The sequence below is a fragment of the Planococcus sp. ANT_H30 genome (genome assembly GCF_008369335.1).
GTDB classification, from domain to species: domain Bacteria; phylum Bacillota; class Bacilli; order Bacillales_A; family Planococcaceae; genus Planococcus; species Planococcus kocurii.
Genome location: NZ_VOBJ01000004.1, coordinates 62,943 through 80,762 on the forward strand (window position 1 = coordinate 62,943; position 17,820 = coordinate 80,762).

General features: G+C 40.6%; 16 protein-coding genes and 1 pseudogene. 8 read left to right on the forward strand and 9 right to left on the reverse strand.

Annotated features, from left to right (window positions below):
- Positions 1–6: 6 nt before the first annotated feature.
- Genes FQ085_RS10635 through FQ085_RS10645 form a run of 3 tightly spaced genes read right to left on the reverse strand, consistent with a single transcriptional unit; the run spans position 7 to position 2,081 of the window.
- A complete protein-coding gene (locus tag FQ085_RS10635; RefSeq protein ID WP_149456575.1) occupies positions 7–1,170 on the reverse strand; it encodes a thiolase C-terminal domain-containing protein in 1,164 nt (387 codons plus the stop codon).
- A 17-nt stretch (positions 1,171–1,187) separates the two neighbouring features.
- Positions 1,188–1,631 carry a MaoC/PaaZ C-terminal domain-containing protein gene (locus FQ085_RS10640; RefSeq protein WP_149456576.1) on the reverse strand — a complete coding sequence of 148 codons (444 nt, stop codon included), beginning with the start codon at positions 1,629–1,631 and terminating at the stop codon, positions 1,188–1,190.
- Positions 1,632–2,081: a MaoC family dehydratase N-terminal domain-containing protein gene (locus tag FQ085_RS10645; RefSeq protein ID WP_149456577.1), complete on the reverse strand. Its 450-nt coding sequence runs from the start codon at positions 2,079–2,081 to the stop codon at positions 1,632–1,634.
- A gap of 137 nt (positions 2,082–2,218) precedes the next feature.
- On the opposite strand from FQ085_RS10645, the gene FQ085_RS10650 reads away from it, so the two are divergent.
- Complete coding sequence (locus tag FQ085_RS10650; protein WP_149456578.1) at positions 2,219–4,267, forward strand: helix-turn-helix domain-containing protein; 2,049 nt, start codon at positions 2,219–2,221, stop codon at positions 4,265–4,267.
- Between the two features lie 420 nt (positions 4,268–4,687).
- Here the strand turns inward: FQ085_RS10650 and FQ085_RS10655 are convergent, their stop codons facing one another.
- Both FQ085_RS10655 and FQ085_RS10660 read right to left on the reverse strand, forming a co-directional pair.
- The gene (locus FQ085_RS10655; protein ID WP_149456579.1) at positions 4,688–6,025 is read right to left on the reverse strand and encodes a DUF4179 domain-containing protein; all 1,338 of its coding nucleotides are present in this window, start codon (positions 6,023–6,025) and stop codon (positions 4,688–4,690) included.
- The gene (locus tag FQ085_RS10660; RefSeq protein ID WP_058386957.1) at positions 6,018–6,536 is read right to left on the reverse strand and encodes a sigma-70 family RNA polymerase sigma factor; all 519 of its coding nucleotides are present in this window, start codon (positions 6,534–6,536) and stop codon (positions 6,018–6,020) included. The genes FQ085_RS10655 and FQ085_RS10660 overlap by 8 nt, the downstream gene beginning before the upstream one ends.
- Positions 6,537–7,396: 860 nt before the next feature.
- On the opposite strand from FQ085_RS10660, the gene FQ085_RS10665 reads away from it, so the two are divergent.
- Positions 7,397–7,843: an SRPBCC family protein gene (locus tag FQ085_RS10665; RefSeq protein ID WP_149456580.1), complete on the forward strand. Its 447-nt coding sequence runs from the start codon at positions 7,397–7,399 to the stop codon at positions 7,841–7,843.
- Positions 7,844–7,988: 145 nt separating this feature from the next.
- Here FQ085_RS10665 and FQ085_RS10670 read toward each other — a convergent pair.
- Positions 7,989–8,204: pseudogene (locus tag FQ085_RS10670) on the reverse strand (adenine nucleotide alpha hydrolase family protein); the annotation flags it as partial.
- Between the two features lie 289 nt (positions 8,205–8,493).
- On the opposite strand from FQ085_RS10670, the gene FQ085_RS10675 reads away from it, so the two are divergent.
- The gene (locus tag FQ085_RS10675) at positions 8,494–8,733 is read left to right on the forward strand and encodes an SHOCT domain-containing protein (protein WP_058386197.1); all 240 of its coding nucleotides are present in this window, start codon (positions 8,494–8,496) and stop codon (positions 8,731–8,733) included.
- A gap of 161 nt (positions 8,734–8,894) precedes the next feature.
- On the opposite strand, the gene FQ085_RS10680 is transcribed toward FQ085_RS10675, so the two are convergent.
- Positions 8,895–9,719 carry an STAS domain-containing protein gene (locus FQ085_RS10680; protein ID WP_149456582.1) on the reverse strand — a complete coding sequence of 275 codons (825 nt, stop codon included), beginning with the start codon at positions 9,717–9,719 and terminating at the stop codon, positions 8,895–8,897.
- Positions 9,720–9,963: 244 nt separating this feature from the next.
- Positions 9,964–10,635, reverse strand: coding sequence for a hypothetical protein (locus FQ085_RS10685; protein ID WP_149456583.1), 672 nt, complete (start codon positions 10,633–10,635; stop codon positions 9,964–9,966).
- Between the two features lie 326 nt (positions 10,636–10,961).
- On the opposite strand from FQ085_RS10685, the gene FQ085_RS10690 reads away from it, so the two are divergent.
- The 3 genes from FQ085_RS10690 (at position 10,962) to FQ085_RS18050 (ending at position 14,216) form a co-directional block, all read left to right on the forward strand.
- Positions 10,962–12,155, forward strand: coding sequence for a M14 family zinc carboxypeptidase (locus FQ085_RS10690; RefSeq protein ID WP_410477399.1), 1,194 nt, complete (start codon positions 10,962–10,964; stop codon positions 12,153–12,155).
- A gap of 369 nt (positions 12,156–12,524) precedes the next feature.
- Positions 12,525–14,030 carry a phytoene desaturase family protein gene (locus FQ085_RS10695; protein WP_149456584.1) on the forward strand — a complete coding sequence of 502 codons (1,506 nt, stop codon included), beginning with the start codon at positions 12,525–12,527 and terminating at the stop codon, positions 14,028–14,030.
- A gap of 42 nt (positions 14,031–14,072) precedes the next feature.
- Positions 14,073–14,216 carry a hypothetical protein gene (locus FQ085_RS18050; protein ID WP_188074742.1) on the forward strand — a complete coding sequence of 48 codons (144 nt, stop codon included), beginning with the start codon at positions 14,073–14,075 and terminating at the stop codon, positions 14,214–14,216.
- A gap of 356 nt (positions 14,217–14,572) precedes the next feature.
- Here the strand turns inward: FQ085_RS18050 and FQ085_RS10700 are convergent, their stop codons facing one another.
- Complete coding sequence (locus FQ085_RS10700) at positions 14,573–15,268, reverse strand: FadR/GntR family transcriptional regulator (RefSeq protein ID WP_149456585.1); 696 nt, start codon at positions 15,266–15,268, stop codon at positions 14,573–14,575.
- Between the two features lie 153 nt (positions 15,269–15,421).
- Here FQ085_RS10700 and FQ085_RS10705 point away from each other — a divergent pair, with 153 nt between their 5' ends.
- Complete coding sequence (locus FQ085_RS10705) at positions 15,422–16,825, forward strand: FAD-binding oxidoreductase (RefSeq protein WP_149456586.1); 1,404 nt, start codon at positions 15,422–15,424, stop codon at positions 16,823–16,825.
- Positions 16,822–17,805 carry a bile acid:sodium symporter family protein gene (locus FQ085_RS10710; RefSeq protein ID WP_149456587.1) on the forward strand — a complete coding sequence of 328 codons (984 nt, stop codon included), beginning with the start codon at positions 16,822–16,824 and terminating at the stop codon, positions 17,803–17,805. The genes FQ085_RS10705 and FQ085_RS10710 overlap by 4 nt, the downstream gene beginning before the upstream one ends.
- The last annotated feature ends 15 nt before the right edge of the window (positions 17,806–17,820 follow it).

Consider the following 17,820-nt stretch of genomic DNA (forward strand, 5'->3'; position numbering starts at 1 on the left):
GCCTCCTTAGTTTCGTAGAATCATAGCACCGGCCATATCAGGACCCGCCCAGCCAGTTGCAATCCCGAGCTCACAATTTTTTACTTGTCGATCGGTTCCTTTGTAGTCATGTCGCAATTGGCGAACGAGTTCGAGTACATTATTCATGCCATGGGTATAGCCTTCGGACAACATGCCACCTGCTGTGTTAGAAGGAAGTAAGCCGCCCATTTTCAAATTGCCGTCAGCCACGAAATCACCAACTTCGCCACGTTTGGCGAATCCATAGGACTCTAGTTGGCGAAGAACGACCCAGCTAAAGCAGTCGTAAATCGCTGCGACTTGAATGTCTTCAGCTTTTACACCAGCAGAACGATACAATTCTGCCGCCGCATAGTCGGCCGCAACTTCATCCACCTGAGTCCAATAGTGAGTGTTGGAATGAGTCGTACGAGGAGCCATTCCCGCAATAAATACAGGTTTCGATTTGCAATTTTTCGCATTTGCAGCAGACGTTACAATAATCGCATTTGCTTCATCTAGTTCTACGCAGCAGTCATGAATATTAAATGGTGAACTGATGTCAGGTGTCGCTAAATACGTTTCCATATCAAGTGGCTTGCCATGTAAAAATGCATCGGGGTTTCGCTGTGCATGTTCATAAAAACTAATACATACATGACCTAAATGTTCTTTCGTGATTCCAGTTTGCTGCATATGTCGCGTCGCGAACATGCCAAACCACTGTGTAGGACTAGCAGTTCCATAAGGCATCAAGAAGCTGCCACCTGACAGCATTTCTTGTAGCATGTTAGGGTCATAGCCACGTCCGACTTGATGGCCCGAACTACCATTCATTGAACGATAGATTAGCACCGTATTCAGCATGCCCGCTTCGATTAGCGCAACGGCGTCAGCGATAAGCAATTCTGTGCTACTGCCGCCACCACTTACGTCTTTGACGTATTTAGGGTGACATCCAAGAAACGTTGCGAGTTCATGGGAAGGACACGAGTCAGCCCCGGTAGAGTAGTTCATGATGCCATCAAGGTCGTGTGCTTCAAGTCCGGCATCTGCTAATGCATTACGTGCTGCAGTGAGTGCCATATGAAGCGGAGTGGTTCCTGATTTACGTGAGCGCTTATTTTCGCCGACTCCGACGATTGCGCATTGATTTGAATAAGTTGCCATGTGTGGAGCCTCCTTCTTTAGTTAAGTGGGTTCGAACATACTAGAACAGCAGAACCGGTCCCGACTCGCTCACCCGGTGCTTTTTCTGCAAATAACTCAAGTGCCACTGCCGGTTGTCCATCGATTTCCATCAATTGCTTTACAAAACCACCACATGTGATCACGTCACCAGGTTTTGTCATGGCACCGAATCGCATATTGAATTGGTGAACAACCGATTCGGTTCCAGCAATTTCTTGAACGTATTGACCAAGAAAGCCCATGATGAGCATGCCGTGGGCAATAACGCCATCTAGTCCAATGCTTTTTGCAAAGTTATCATCTGTGTGAAGCGGATTCAAGTCGCCAGAAGCTTGTGCATACTGAACGAGTTGTTCTTTGCTGACAGCAGGTTTTGTAAAAGAAGGAAGAGCGGTATTGGACTGAAGTTCCGAAAAAGAAATAGCTGTAATCGCTTTCATTTATTTCGCCTCCTTCGGAACGGGTCGATAAATAATCGTGTTGCGAGAAACTGCTACAAGTGTGTCGTCTTCAGTTGTCATATTCGTGTCGAGAACAAGAAATTGCATCGTTCCACTTTTCCCAACCCGGTCGTAGACATCCGTGACGGTCATTATACAGTCTAATTTATCGCCAATTCGTACGGGTTGATGGTAGATAAACTCTTGCTCCCCGTGCAACATGCGTTTGAAATCGAGTTTAAGTGGGAACTCAGCGTGGCTACCCAGCGCCACTAAAAAAGTAGGAGGGACAGTCATTCTTTCGTAAGCGGTTGTTTTTGCATAAGCTTCATTTTCATACAACAAGTTGTTGTCGCCGATTGCTTGTGCAAATCGCGTAACATGTTCTCGTTCGATGACGACACTATAGGGGGGACTCGCAATCCCTATCATGCTTTTATTTAAATTCATGAGGCACCTCCGATTTTTTTGTTTGAATATTCTATCTAAAATGAATATTAAATGAATTTTATTGACAGAACAATGTATGAATCTCTATATTTATAGTATATAAAGTAGATTTTTCTCTACTGAAGGAGCGTGAGGCTATGGATAATTCGATTGCAACACTCTATAACCGAATGGGGTTCAAATTGCCTTATTCCGTATGGAGGAAAACCGGGGAGTCTAGCACGTTGGAGGCAATCGTTAATAGATCAGAAATGACACCTCCTGCTATGGAAAATATGCGAGGAACGCCTATTCAAACCTTTCAAGAGAACGATGAACAAAAAGTCCAATTTACATATGCAGATGATTACCGTGTCTTTCTCGTTTTTACAGAAAATCGTGTAGTTGGTGAAGACGAGTTGGCTGTGCTTTTTGACTTTTTCTATAAAGGCTATGCACAGTTTATCGATGTTACGGGACGTGTGAAATTAGCAAAGATTGTTGATAGTATTCGTTATACAACCGCATCACTCAATTTAGAAGACGTTTTTTGCAATATTTTGACGCATACGCTTGAAGTCATTACAAATGCAGATTATGGAACACTTTGGTTGTATGATGAAACGAAAAAGAAAATTGTTTGCAAAGCATCACAAGGATATCGGTACGAAGAAATCCGTCACATGGAGTTCGAACTAGGAGAAGGTCCTGTTGGTCATGCCTTTGAAGTTGGTACGCCCGTGTTAATAACAAACCCTAGCGATCTGAAATTTGGTGAAGTAAAACATATTTCGAAAGAAAACAAACAGCGTTGGGGAAGGCGAGTTGAAGATATCACGAATATTCGATCTGTGATTGCCTATCCCATCGTCGTAGAAGACCGTATTGAATGCGTCATGTACCTGGGACAGATGCATTCAGAACATGTCTTAACCGATCGAGATTTATGGCTGCTGCAAATTTTTACGACTCAAGTGGGTATCGCAATTCGCAACGCCAAGCAGTTTGCGAATATCAGGGAATTGAATGATGCTTTGGTGCAGCGAGATGTTATTCATGCAAGGTTGACGGATTTATCCGTTCGAAATATGGGGACAGAGAAGATGGTTGAGGAACTAAGTCAGATGGCGGGACAGTCGCTAGTGTTTATTGATTTGTTGATGAATGAAATGATTCCAGCTATGGCCATACTTCCCACTGGATTATCATTCAGTCATTTACTGCAGATTATTCAAAAAGAGTCTCAAGCAAAAAGTATCGAACTTAATACAAAAGAAGGCGATGTCGTATACCCAATTCGTTCAGGATCTGTCGTGCTGGGTTGTTTGATTGCAAAGTCACCACAAACCTTGACGCGTCTTGGTGAAGTAGCACTCGAACAAGGCAGTGCAGTACTTGCCTTAGAACGTGTTCAAAAGCAAAATGTGTTAGCATTTTATTATAAAAATCAGCAACAATTGTTTGATGAACTTCTCTATACGAACGATCCCGAGCTACTGAATGAAAAAGCAGAGGCTCTCGGAATTCGGAATTCTGAAGGGTTTGTCGTGGCGATGCTGCAAGTGACGGGTTGCTCCGATCCGCAGGAACTAGAAGCGCATATTTTTCGCCTTATAGCGGAGTTACGTTCCGCAGCAGGTGCACTTGTTCAGACCGTATTTGGTTGGCAAAACAAAGTCATTTTGCTGGCTGGCGTAACCGGAACTGTGGAACTTGGTTTTTTCGAAAGGCAATTGGATGAAATGTTAGTGTATCGAGCAGATGGACGAAACGATTACGTGTTGCATGGGGGAATTGGGTCGTTGATCTCTTCATACAGCGACATTGAGCGCTCGTATCGTGAAGCCGAAATTGCGCTGACCAATCCACTTGCAGGAAAGGTGAATCACAAACTTGTACGCTATACAGATATCGGGATTAGTCGGTTATTCACGAGTCGGAATACCGAAGAAGTCAGTAAGTTTTTATCAGATGTCTTTCAACCATTACGCGAAATCGACCGTTCAAGTGGCATGTTGGAACAGACACTTCTTGTCTATTTCGAAAAAAATCGATCAGCAGGCGAAGCGGCAGAAACCTTGCATATCCATATTAATACGCTTTATCAGCGGTTAAAAAAGATAGAAGAGGTACTTGGCTTGTCGTTAAAAAATGCAGATGATGTCTTACAATTGCAGCTGGCTTGTTATTTGCGTCAGCGTGCATAGAAAAATTATCACCTAACAAGGAGGGGATGTCTCAAAAAAATTAGGAACAATGACTTTCGAGATAGCTCCTTTTGCATGCTAAAGAACAAGTTGCTGTTTATTATGACGAGGCTAGCGAACATATCTTTGCTCTTCTCCATGTCCATGCCTATCAGCCGTTTTGAATCTTAAAAAAGAGACAAATAAACGTTCAGTTGTGTAAGAAAATGAAACGATTATGCAAAAATAATATAGAAAATGCGTTCGGCCCTATCAAGGGAAATCAGTCGTTCTGAAATTTCACTTCCAGGACCTTGAAAAAGTGCCCACCGAGTTCTGGATTATAGGTCACGAGTCAATAAAAAAGACGAAGAAAAAAGAACTCTTTTTTCTTCGTTTGTTTTATGTTAAAGCCTATAGGGCGACACTCTTTGTATAAAACTATTTTTTTTGTAACTCGATTTTAACATCTCCATTAATATAATTTGGATAGGAGAACAAGTCGATTTTTATTGGATTGACATACCCGTTATCTACGATGCCAATTGCAAAGTTTTGTCCGTTTTTATAACTAGTAGACATGCTAGAAGATGACAAGTCTAGTAGTTCATCATTTGCATCCTTTACTTGATAATCAATTCCGTAAGCATGTTCTTTATCTGCATCGACTTTCAAAGTCATTTCAACTTCAGTTCGACTAGATTTAGTTAAGGTCAACCTACCATCTTTTGGACTGTGCAATAAAACGTTCTTCTCCGTATCTACTATCAAATAAGCGTCTTCTTGGTCGACCGCTTGCATAGTATTGATGCGTAAATACAGTTGCTTCGGCTTTTCAAAATAATTGCTTTGAAGATAGTAAAGCATTTCGCCATCGTCCATATTACCAGTAGTCGAAATTCCATTGGATATTGAACTCCAAATTTCACCGGTGTCATCTTCTAAGCGCATATCTTCAAATTGAAGTATTTTTTTAGTGTTAGTTGGATCAAACGAAATCTTAATACCTACGCGAAGTGGATGAACAGTGATATCTTCGATTGTGAATTTTTGTCCTTCGACTTCCACTTCTTTATTGATGCCATAAATGATACTTGGTTTTACATTTTCAGGAACAACAAACGGTATGGAAAAATCAAACGAATTGCCGTTCAAAATAGTTTCTAGTTCAAGTGTAAAAGATAGGTCTTCAAAATTTATCGGGTCTTCAAATGTATATTTCAGGATATCTGTATAGATTTTTGGAGACAGATCTTCAGACACTGGGGAACTGTAGGAAATGCTTGCAGAATCAAGTTCTTGTTGCTGATTGTTTAAAACTGGCGTTTCTATGACGACATCGTCTATTTCTACAGGAGATTCAATGGTATAAAAGAGATTCATGCCCGATTCGTCTAAAACGACACCGTCAATCGTCATCGTCGTATGTCCAATTGTTTGAGACTCACCGATCGGTTGGTAGTAGTCATTTTCAAATATAGCAGTAAGTCCTTTGTCATCTTGTATCAATTCAACAAATTTTTCCATTCCAGGAATTGATGCCACCGCATTAGCGAAAGTGGGAGATACCCGGATTGTCGTGAGGACTGTGAGAATCATCAGCGCAGCTGCGGCTAGGCTCCAAAAAGTTCGCTGCCGTTTAGCGCGGAGTTGCCTTTTTTCTCGTTTGGCTTGTTCAAGACCTTGTCTAATTGCTCCGTCTGCTTGATCAATGGGAAGAGGGATCTGTGCTAAGTGGTTTTTGAAATCATTTAATTTCTGTTCCTCTTTTTCATACATGATCGATCTCTCCTTTGTCTTCAAGATATCTACGGAGCGTTCGTAGTGTTTTATGCAAGCGTGATTTTACAGTACCTTCAGGAATTTTTTCGATGGCTGCGATGTCTTTGATTTTAACGTCCTGAAAATATTTCATGTAAATCAATTGTTGTTCAGTGGGAGAAAGTGTACTTAAAGCTTCCTGTAATTCAATTTGGGCTAAATTATCTAAAACTGGAAGGTCAAGATTTTTCTCGCTCAGGACGAACCGTTTGCCTCTTTTTAGTTGATCCTGGCAATAATTAATCATAATACGAATTAGCCAGGTTTTGGCATAGGCAGGCTCCTTTAAGGTGTGAATTTTCTTGAATGCTCGGTAAGTCGTTTCTTGTAAAGCTTCAAGTGCTGCGTGTTCGTTTTTAAGAAAAGCTAAAGCAGTCCGTAATAAGGCTTCTTTATGCATATGCATTAAAGCGATAAAAGCTTCTTCTTCGCCTTGTATCGCTTTTCGGGCGACGTTAATTTCATCCACAGCCAACACCTCACTCTCTACTTACATATTAGACATCTCAGCCTCGAAAAAGTTCATAGAAAATATTTTTTTGTTAAAATAATTTTTTCCATATTTATATAATTCTAGCTCAATACAAATTACGGTTTTTATGTACTTGATCGATTAGTCAACAAAACACTCTTTAAACGCTTACTTCACAACAATCCTGCCGTTTTTAGAAACCAGCTGGATCAGCACATTGCTAGTGCCATAAAGGACTTCCTCAGAAACGCGCCGAACAAATTGATGCGACCATTATCAGCACGCTTTAATGCGTGCATTTTTGGGTTCGGTGTAGATTTCAATGCGTCCGTTACCCGCTTCAAAATCAATAGGAAAATCGAGCGTGTCGGTAACTAGTTGGATGCGCTCATTCTTCGCCTTCGCCTGCAATATTGGGCTGGACGCATAAGTTAGTTCAGCACTTTACTTACCCGCGGAAGTCCCCGCTATTTTGCTACATCTCTTCTTGTTACCAACGAAAAATAGATCCTCCCTTCTTACTCGACAAGTTACTTAGCATCGGTGTGTCGACGGGCTTGGCGAAGTAAGAAGACCGGCGAACTTTACCTGGCATCTTGCGGGAGCCATTCCTAAAGCGTGGTAGAAAAATTGGCTACTTTCATTCAATTTATATAGAAAAAATGGTGCAAAATAGTCATCCTATTGACTAGGCCGTAAACTTTATCATAAATGTATTTATTTATCAGAAAAATCAGTTTATTATCGGTTTACATGTTATATTATGGAGTAAGAAAATGAATATGGTGCTGAATTTATCTTTTTTCGCAACTGTTTGAAAGAATGCATTGTCTCTATTGTAGAAGGGGGATGCTGAAATGTGGCATGTAGAGAAAACGATTTTCATCGACCGCAGTGTGGAGGAAGTTCATCGATTCGCAACGAATCCGAAGTTCTGGTACCAGTGGTATGCCAGTTTATCCGAAGCTGAAAATCAAATAGGAACAGGTAAAAAAGGAACAAGCATGGATTTAAAGTATTTTTTTTTAGGAAGAGAACGATCGGTACATGTACTTGTGGAAGAAAACGCGCCCGTTGGTAATGGGTATGTTTGGCGATGCCTCGTCACGGGTTCTTTTGACGCGACTCAAACATGGAGTTACGTACCGAAAGAGGAAGGCACTGAACTTCATTTTGAGATGAATTATGAACTTTCAGGAAACATCGTCGGGAAAGTGGCCAATACGTTTTATGTAAAAAAGCTGATGTCCAATTCAGTAAATCAGACATTGCAAAATCTTAAAGATATTAGTGAAAGCGAATAACATGTCTCATATGGCGGATTGTGTGAATCGAAATGGACTAATTGCAAAAAACAGTTTGCTTAAAGAACAAGTCAACGGGGCCTCTTATGAAAATGTCAGAAGCAAATGGAGAACCCGAAATGCTGTCACCTGAGATTCACTTTTTTTACTCTTTTGTATTACTGAGTTGGTGGACGACTAAACCATTATAAGAGCCGCTGATAATGTACTGGCATATGCTTTCCAATGTATAGCGCTCAACAGCATTTAATCCTTGGACTCCACATGCGATAAGTCCGACTTCCGCTTGTTTTGCGTAGTCGCGCGAAATGACCTTATCAGGTGAACCTGAGATGACAAATACGTTCACTTCAGATATGTCACCTGCTAAGGCTTTTTAAATCATCAAAACGCTTCTTGCCACGATCAAAGATTCGATTAACATACAAATTCCTCCGAAGCTTTTTTGTTCATAGGCTTGGTATAATTTTTCAACCATGATAAAAACCTTTAGAAATCTTTTTACTAGCTGGCTAAAATGATAGGAAGCTTTGTTTATAAAGGTTCATATCATTTTGATGAATTGAACTGACTCCACACTTTCTGCATGTATAGCGCGTACATTTAAATTGTAGACAGATACAAGGATTTTAAAAAGGAGGCAGAAAGAAATGATGGGACCAGGATGGGGAATGGGTTGGGGAATGGGAGGTGGAATTTGGATGATACTCGCATTATTGGTTATCATCGGCGTTGCTGTTTATTACTTTACGAAAAATAAAAACAACAATGGTTTTACTAACTCGCAGCAAGGTACTAAGACAGATGCACTGGAAATAGCTAGAACTAGACTGGCTAAAGGTGAAATAACGACTGAAGAATTTGAAGAAATTAAAAAGACGCTGTTATAAAAAAGGGCTAATGAGGTGCTGAAAAAGCGCGTATGAAAAATACATCCGTGCAAGACGCAATTTCGAGTTGTACAGTTTTGTAACATAGAGAAGATAAAGCAAAAAACCGCGATTTGGGTCTGGCCCAATCACGGTTTTTCTATAGGCATAACTTTATGTTTTCATACGACCAAATATGTTTTAAGCGCTTGCTGCAACGTACCCAGTGTTTTCGTTTTCGGGTCAAAAGACAAGTCTAAGTGAATCATTTTGCGGACAACTTCTGCGCGTAAACCGGTAATTATTGTGTTGCAGCCCATTAACGCTGTACCATCGATAATTTTCATAATGTGATAAATGACTTCTGTTTCCATATCGGCTATTCCAGACAAATCCAAAATCAATGTATCGATACGAGAGATACCGACTTCGTTTAATACTTTTTCTTCAAGAATCGATGTACGGAACAAATCAACCGAACCGATTAACGGAAGAATGGAGACAGATGAATTGATGGGAATGATTGGCACAGACAAGTTTTCAACCAACTGTCGGTGTGCTTTAATCAACGAATCTTTATAAGTTGAATAACTGATAAAGAACGTATTTAAGAACACATCAACGCGTGAGTTAATATCTTTTTCCATAGCAAAAAAATCAAATGTACTTCCATTGTCAGTAGCCTCGTTGTATTGTTGAAGGAAGATCCACAAGGTACGACGAATGGCTTGAATCCATTCTAATTTGAAGGAAAGTTCAATAGAGTGTGTAGCCCATGCAATGCCTTCTTGCTTAGCAAATAACCGGAGGTCTTCTTCTTGTCCATCAATGATGTAGCCAACAACTGCATGCGCGTTTGTAACAAGATCAATATTGCCAACCGTTAAGATTTCATCAATTTTGTTTTTTACGTTAACGGCTTCCTCTGACAATTTTTCTTCAAACGCTTCTTGATGCTTTAGGAAAAAAGCTTTGATTTCTTCTGATTTTTGTAACGGCTTGGCCATTCCTTTTTCTCCTTTAGAGTGAATTTTAATGAGTAAATCGAGTGTCTCTTTAAAGTATATCATTAACGATTTTTTTTTGTGAAGTGATGTTAGGAGAACGGGGATTTCTGATTTCGTCTGTAATTCTGAGTAAAAACAGCGTATTTAGAAAAGGGGAAGAGCATTGTAGTAGATAAATTGACGCAACAAACCATCCGGAGAATTTGGCAATACTAGGATCGCAGCGTCAATATGCATATTACGTTTATTTGTATAAACTAATAATGTTTTTTAATGTGTCATTGCCAACGGCTCCTAGATTTAACACATTCGCATCTGTCCAATAAAGGATTCGCACAGAAGAGCCATCTTTAAGGTGAATATCGAGAAACGTTCCTTCTTCATCTTCGATTTTCTTGTATACATTATCAAATCCTACGAAATCTAGCGTCAAAAATTCATTAATAAATTTTGTCCAATGCTCCTCCTTCAAATCCATGACATGACTGCCATCGTAAGAACTTCTAACACTCATTCCTTCTACTTTTCCTTCTATATCATAAAGTTCGCCGATTGTTTTGGCTTTATCATTTTCTTGAACTTCGTAAACGATTCCATCGGCAATTATTCGGAAATCACTTTTGTATCCATTAAATTCATATAATTTAGTGCCAACAGATAAAAAAGCAGCATCTCCATTTTTTATTTGATGATTTAAGCATGCTTGATCGGCCATCTCGTATTTAACTTCACCAATAATTTCCCCTAAATCTTTCTCTTCAACCGTATAATTGGTGGCATCTAATGCATGATATTGAATATCGTTGATTTTAACCAAGTCGACCCATTCAACGATTGTGTTGGGAGGACACCCACGAGGGATCGAGCAGCCAGACAACATGACGATGCTCATAAAGAATAGAAATGTTCTTTTCAAATGATTTCATCTCCTTTAGCTTGTTAGGCGCTTTAGTAGAAGAAAAGTTACACTGTTTCCTGCGAGTAGCAGGAAGTTATTTCAGCGTGACATGGATAGTGGTAACCCCTTTTTGCTAAACAAATTTAAGGGTATGATAAGAGGTCAAGATTCTTCGTAGGTCGAAATAATCAGCGTTCTCTATTCCTATTGGCATAAGTAAGGTTAATTAAGAACTTCTATATTATTACTAAAGAACTGAATATTCTAAAAATATTTACTATTATATCTTTGTTTGTTATGATTTTTTTGAATCAAAAAGTACATATAAAAAGGAGTGGGATTTGTTGAAAAAGTGGCTGATTACAGTTGGAGCTTTAAGTGTGTGTACAGTACTGGCAATGCCGGCTTATGCGGTGGAGACCGAATCAAAACCAGTAGAGCATCACCATGATAACAGTATTTCTGGATTTATCGATTATCAAGAGCTGCAAAAAAGCTTGAAACAAATTGAAGCAACTAGTAAGGGGATTGTTCAAGTGGAGGTAGCTGGTCAATCTCATAAGGGATTAGATATTTACACAGCGCGAGTTGGTACTGGAGACAAGGTGCTACTTGTTCAAAGTGAAATTCACGGGAACGAAAAAACAGGAACAGTTGCCATTCTCAATTTACTGAAAAGCCTATCCAATAACTCGAAACAATCTAAACAAATACGTGAAGATGTAACGATTGTTTTCATGCCAATGATGAATCCGGATGCATCAGAAGGAGATAAACGTCGCAACAGTCTAACCTGGACCGAGGTGGTCGAAGATTATCCGCAACTAAATGATGCGACGCCTTCTTGGAACTACTTGGATCGTGGTATTAGTCAAAGCTATGATTACGGTGCTAACCCTGGATTTGATGTAAACCGAGATTTTAATCCAGATCTTAATTATGTGCCAGAAAAAGCAGATTTTCCAGGAGCTTCAAATAAACCGGGCTGGTTTATCACACCGGAAGCACAAACTTCACGCGACGTTTATAAATCGCTCCAGAATGAATTCGGAAATGTAGATGTATTTATAGACTTACATCACCAAGGTCTTTACTATGTTGATGGAACTGCTGACCCAGTCACTCTTTCTCTATCTGCTCAATTTGTACCAAATCCAAACACTCCTGAAGGATCTAAATACGCTCAATACGCCGATACGTATGATTATGATTTCTCACGACAATTGAATTTGGCCGCATATAATGAACTTCAATCATACGGTAATTCGAAATTTACTAATATCTCGCTTTACTCACAAGGTCTTGACCTTCCTGGAACAGCGCTTGGTAGCTATGCACTAAACGGTAGTGGCACAGTCCTTTTCGAAGTAAGAGGACAGACACAGTCACTAGGTCAAAAAGAAAAAGGACAATTGGTCAAATCAGTTGAGCGAGGTTTATCAGGAATTATTGAAGGAGTCGCGGATGATTCTATCAAGCAATTGGATCCAGCTGACTACGAGGATATTCCACTCACTGCTTACCGTCCAGCATTTTAATTATGTCGCATCTTCACTAATTGTTTAGCGTCATTAAAACACCTACAATTCCTAGAATGGAATTGTAGGTGTTATTCGTTTTTCAAAAACTTAGATATAGATGTACTGTGAATTAGCAACAGGATTAATATCAGAAGTAACTCTTTCTCAGGTCGGAGAAGATAATTCCCATTTATACAGTTGAGTCATTTAAGATAGACATTCTGATAATTCTGCTTCTATAATAAAGTGTGTATAAAAATTATACAAAAACTATATAATGAAAGTTTTTAAAATCAACAGGTAGGGAATTGTAAGGACGATAACAATATTTTCACAAGTTAACAGATTCTCCAAAAGTATAGATGAGACAAGAAGGGCGGTACCTGTATGAATCATTCACAAAAATCGGTAATCGTAATTGGGGGAGGCCTTGGCGGCTTGTCTGCTGCTATTTCACTTGCACAAAAAGGTTACGCGGTTTCTTTATATGAAAAAAATGATCACATCGGCGGGAAAGTAAATCGTCTCGAGCAAGACGGATTTGGTTTTGACCTCGGCCCGTCTATTTTAACGATGCCGCATATTTTTGATAAACTGTTCCAAGGGAGCGGCAAGCGGATGGAGGATTATGTGCCCATTGAACGCCTTGAGCGGGAATGGCGTTCGTTCTTTCCAGATGGTACCGTACTGGATTTGTACCATGATCTTGATTTAATGGAACAAACAAATCCTGCACTTTCTCACAAAGACATGAAAGAGTATTACGCATTGTTGAAATACGCACAAAAGATTTATAAAACGACAGAGCGTAGTTATTTAAAAGAAGGCTTTGAGTCACCGCAAGAAGCCGTGGCGCAAAATGGCATCATTGCGACGTTGACTGGATTCGATTTAACGTCAACCATGTATAGCGCGATTTCGAAACGCATTAGTAACCCACATCTACGCGACATGCTGTCGTATTACGTTAAATACGTGGGTTCTTCTCCTTATAGTGCACCTGCCGTTCTCAACATGATGATTTACATGCAACACGCGCAAGGGTGCTGGTATGTGAAAGGCGGTACGCATAAATTAGCAGAAGGCTTAACAAAGCTTGCAGAAGAAGCAGGCGTCCGACTCCATACAGGCATGGGTGTGATTCGTGCATTGACTAGCGAAGATGACAAAATTGTCGGTGTTGAACTGGAAGATGGCTCATTCGAAACTGCAGATTATTACGTATCTAATATGGAAGTTATTCCGTTTTATAAAAAAATGGTCGCCGCAGACGAAGCGTTTGTTGCGGATTTGAAGAAAAAGTATGAACCTGCAAGTTCTGGTCTTGTGCTGCATCTGGGGGTCAAGAAAACGTATCCCTTGCTAAATCATCATAATTTCTTCTTTTCTGAGAACCTGCATGAACAAATGGAGAAAGTGTTTGAGAAACACGAGTTGCCAGATGATCCAACCATCTATTTAGTGAATGTGAATAAAACAGATGCATCTCAAGCACCAGAAGGACATGAGAACATTAAGATTTTGCCACACATTCCGTATATCCAAGACAATCCATTTACACCTGAGCAATACGCGGATTTTGAAGAACTTGTGCTTGATAAATTAGAACGCATGGGCTTAGACGGGCTGCGGGAAAATATTGTGACACGCGACGTCTGGACACCACACGATATCGAACGCGTGTATGGTTCAGACCGAGGTGCCATTTACGGAACGGTTTCTGATAAAAAGAAAAATGGTGGCTTTAAGCACAAGAAACAAAGTGAACTGTACGACAATCTTTACTTTGTCGGGGGCACAGTAAATCCAGGTGGCGGAATGCCCATGGTAACGCTCAGTGGTCAACAAGTGAGTGATAAGATTGTTAGACGTGATCAAGCAGAGAAGAAATAGAAACGCTATATTTATAGGCATAAGCTGAAAAGAGGTGACTCGGTGAAGATGATGAGTTTTATGGATGATTTGAGCGGTGCAATTTTCGATAGTGTAAAACTTTTTATTTATTTTAGTAGCGGTGTAATTATTGTTTCGATTGCCCTCTACGGAATTGCTGGGTTGTTAAATCTGATTACTTTATAGGTTGAACTAATGATTGCCACTTGTCGATATTCCACAAATCAGCTGTGTTTTCGGGCCACTGGATATGGGTCATGCAACTGGCGCGTCAGGACGTTGCAGTACCCGTTGCTAATGGAAAAACAGACGCTCTCTTTTTACTTAACCAGTTATTTAGCGCCGGCGTGTCCACAGCCTGGGCGAAGTAAGAAGACAGGTGAACTTTGCCTGGCTTCTTGCGGGAGTCATGCCCAAGGCGGTGCAGAAAAGTCGCTTTTTTTTATTCAACTTATATTGTTTTTTATTAAAATATGAATAGCAAAAAAGCCATCTTTGAAAAAATCAAAGATGGCTTTTTCGTCGGTAAATAGCTTCAAAATTTAAGAAGAGCTGTGCAATTCAGAGCGAATACGTGAGATGTGTTGGCTCATGAGGTGTTTGGCCAAGTCACTATTTTTGTCTGCGATAGCATCGTATATTTCCTGGTGTTCGTCAAGTGTCTCTTGTTGGCGATTGGAATCGGTAAAGCGGTGTTTGCGTGTTTCTCGGATGTTTTCTTCTATTCGCAAGGCTAATGTCGCCATTAAATCAATCAATAATTGGTTTTTCGTGGCATAGGCAACTTGTAAGTGAAAGTCTAAATCTGCTTGTACTCCTTTTTCGGGGTCACTTTTTGCATTAGCCATTTGGATAAGGACGTTTTGGATCGCTTCTAGGTTTTTAGGACTGGCTCGTTGGGCTGCTAAAAAAGCGGCTTCGACTTCAAATGCACGTCGCAGCTCAAGCATTTCATCAATCAAAATCGCTTTTGCTTTGTCAATATGCGTTCGAAGTTCATTGCCAAGGAGGTCGCGTTTGGTCGTTGACAGAAAACTTCCACCACCTTGCCGTATTTCGATGAATTCTTTCCTTTCCAAATCTTTTAAAGCTTCCCTAATGGAATTTCTACTGACACCAAACAAACTCGCAAGGTCCCGTTCGGAAGGCAGGCGATCACCTGGCTGCAGATTTTGTTCTAAGCAGAAAAGATTGATTTGTTCCACGATTAGTTCATAAATTTTTTTCTTGGGATTCAAAATAAGCGCTCTCCTTGCATATTTTTAAAGGTTAACTTTAGTATACAGAATAAAATCTGCAATAGCTTAAAGAAAACGTTGTACTTTTCAGATTATTATGTATAATTGGGTTAATTGGTTGGACCAATTTTAAACGCAAGGGAGCGAATAGCTATGACAATTGCAAATCAAGAAGCCATCCTCGATCACTTAAGAGAACATTTAACAGCTGAGCAAATCAGCATGAACGAAACCATTAAAGAACTTCATGGGCAAGATGAGTCTTATCATCAAATGAAATTACCCGATCTGGTGGTTTTTCCAGAAACAACAGAACAAGTTTCTGAAATCATGAAAATATCCGCACAATACCAAATTCCAGTAGTGCCATTTGGTCTCGGTTCCAGTTTAGAAGGACATGTAATTCCAGAGAACGGCGGAATCACCATTGATTTCTCATTGATGAATCGCGTGTTAGCAGTGTCTGAAGAGGACTTTCTGGTGACTGTACAACCAGGAGTGACACGGTCGCAGCTCAATAAGGAATTAAAGAAGCATGGTTTGTTTTTTACCGTAGATCCTGGAGCAGATGCAACACTTGGTGGCATGGCTGCGACAAATGCCAGTGGCACAACTTCTGTGAAATACGGCGTGATGCGCGACCAAGTACGTGATTTGGAAGTGGTGTTAGCAGACGGAACTGTTATACATACAGGCAATAAAGCCGCCAAATCTTCATCGGGCTTGCACTTAAACGGTTTGTTTGTCGGTTCTGAAGGAACGCTCGGTTGCTTTACTGAAATGACGCTGCGTGTTTACGGCATTCCTGAATTTATCACAGCGGCTCGTGCATCGTTCCCAACTGTAAAAGACGCTGTTGAAGCGGTCGTATCGATTTTACAGGCGGGCATTCCAATTGCGCGCGTTGAACTAGTCGACGAGCAATCAATGCAGCAAGTCAACAAATACAATGATACCGCTTACGCGGAAAAACCTACACTGTTTTTAGAGTTTCACGGCAATGAAGCAGGGTTAAAACAAGATGTAGAATTTATGCAAGAAATTGTTCAAGGGCATGCCTGCGAAGAAGTCGCATTTGAAACGGATACGGCCGCACGAAATCTTCTGTGGGAAGCACGACATACATTGGCGTATGCCTACATTCACGGTTATTCTGGCAAAAAGATGATGGTCACAGATGTTTGTCTGCCCATTTCTGAACTAGCAGGAGCTGTGGGACATGCCCGTGAAAATTTGATGGAACTGGGATTGCCTGGTGGCATCGTCGGACATGTCGGTGACGGCAACTTCCACGCACTTATCATGATGGATATGAATAATCCAGAAGAAATAGCAAAAGCACAGGAATTCAATGAACGCATTGTGTTGTACGCACTAGCAAGAGGCGGTACATCTACCGGTGAACATGGGGTTGGTATTGGGAAGCAGAAATACCAGCAACAAGAACACGGACATGCGCTAGATGTGATGGAGAAAATAAAAGCAGTACTGGATCCAAGCAATTTATTAAATCCTGGCAAGAATATTAAATCAGTAAAAAGGGAGTTGAGTAAATGAAAGTTCTCAATGGATTGAGTAACATAGCTGGAAAATACTTTGCGGTTTGGGTCATTTTGATTGCACTCGTTGCCTTTTTGTTTCCGTCTGCGTTTGTGGGCTTAGGCAGTTACATTACGATTCTTCTAGGTGTCGTGATGTTTGGTATGGGATTAACGTTAAAGCCTGTAGACTTTAAAATTATTGCGAAAAGTCCGCGTCCAGTTTTCGTTGGGGTGGCTGCACAATTTTTGGTTATGCCGTTCGCTGCATTTGGTATTGCGTATCTACTAAATTTGCCTGCTGAATTAGCAGCTGGACTTGTTTTGTTAGGTTGTGTACCAGGAGGAACCGCGTCGAACGTAATGGTGTATTTGGCAAAAGGAAATTTGGCATTGTCTGTTGCTATGACCTCATTGTCGACCTTAATGGCACCGATTATGACACCCTTATTGTTACTCCTGTTAGCGGGACAATGGCTTCCTGTAAATCCAGTATCTATGTTTGTGTCCATCATTCAAGTGATCATCGTGCCGATTGTACTTGGTCTATTGGTTCAAAAGCTAATGCCAAAAGTGGTCAAACAAACAATTTCAGTGATTCCCCTTATTTCAGTTGCCGCGATCTTGATTATTGTGTCAGCTGTTACAGCAGCTAATGCAGAAAACGTCATCAGTTCAGGATTTGTTGTTTTCTTAGCGGTCTTTTTACACAATAGCTTTGGCTTAATGCTTGGTTATTTAACGGCAATGGCGATGGGGCTCGACGAAGTGGATCGTCGTGCTATTTCACTTGAAGTCGGTATGCAAAACTCTGGTTTAGGAGTCGCGTTAGCCACGGCTCACTTTGGCCCGCTTGCTGCGTTACCAAGTGTTTGGGGCGCAATTTGGCATAATATCTCTGGTCCGATTTTGGCCACAATTTGGTCGAAGAATCCTTCGCAAAAGGAAAAGCTAGTCAACGTAAAAAGAGTACCTGAAGTTAAAGCAGATAGTGTGTAACTTTAACGGCCAACA

Bases quoted from the DNA above. Each gene is read 5' to 3' on its own strand.
- FQ085_RS10705 (WP_149456586.1), top strand. From the start codon at position 15,422: ATGACAATTGCAAATCAAGAAGCCATCCTCGATCACTTAAGAGAACAT.
- FQ085_RS10655 (WP_149456579.1), bottom strand. From the start codon at position 6,025: ATGTATGAAAAAGAGGAACAGAAATTAAATGATTTCAAAAACCACTTA.
- FQ085_RS10710 (WP_149456587.1), top strand. From the start codon at position 16,822: ATGAAAGTTCTCAATGGATTGAGTAACATAGCTGGAAAATACTTTGCG.
- FQ085_RS10650 (WP_149456578.1), top strand. From the start codon at position 2,219: ATGGATAATTCGATTGCAACACTCTATAACCGAATGGGGTTCAAATTG.
- FQ085_RS10640 (WP_149456576.1), bottom strand. From the start codon at position 1,631: ATGAAAGCGATTACAGCTATTTCTTTTTCGGAACTTCAGTCCAATACC.
- FQ085_RS10675 (WP_058386197.1), top strand. From the start codon at position 8,494: ATGATGGGACCAGGATGGGGAATGGGTTGGGGAATGGGAGGTGGAATT.
- FQ085_RS10695 (WP_149456584.1), top strand. From the start codon at position 12,525: ATGAATCATTCACAAAAATCGGTAATCGTAATTGGGGGAGGCCTTGGC.
- FQ085_RS10665 (WP_149456580.1), top strand. From the start codon at position 7,397: ATGTGGCATGTAGAGAAAACGATTTTCATCGACCGCAGTGTGGAGGAA.
- FQ085_RS10680 (WP_149456582.1), bottom strand. From the start codon at position 9,719: ATGGCCAAGCCGTTACAAAAATCAGAAGAAATCAAAGCTTTTTTCCTA.
- FQ085_RS10645 (WP_149456577.1), bottom strand. From the start codon at position 2,081: ATGAATTTAAATAAAAGCATGATAGGGATTGCGAGTCCCCCCTATAGT.
- FQ085_RS10635 (WP_149456575.1), bottom strand. From the start codon at position 1,170: ATGGCAACTTATTCAAATCAATGCGCAATCGTCGGAGTCGGCGAAAAT.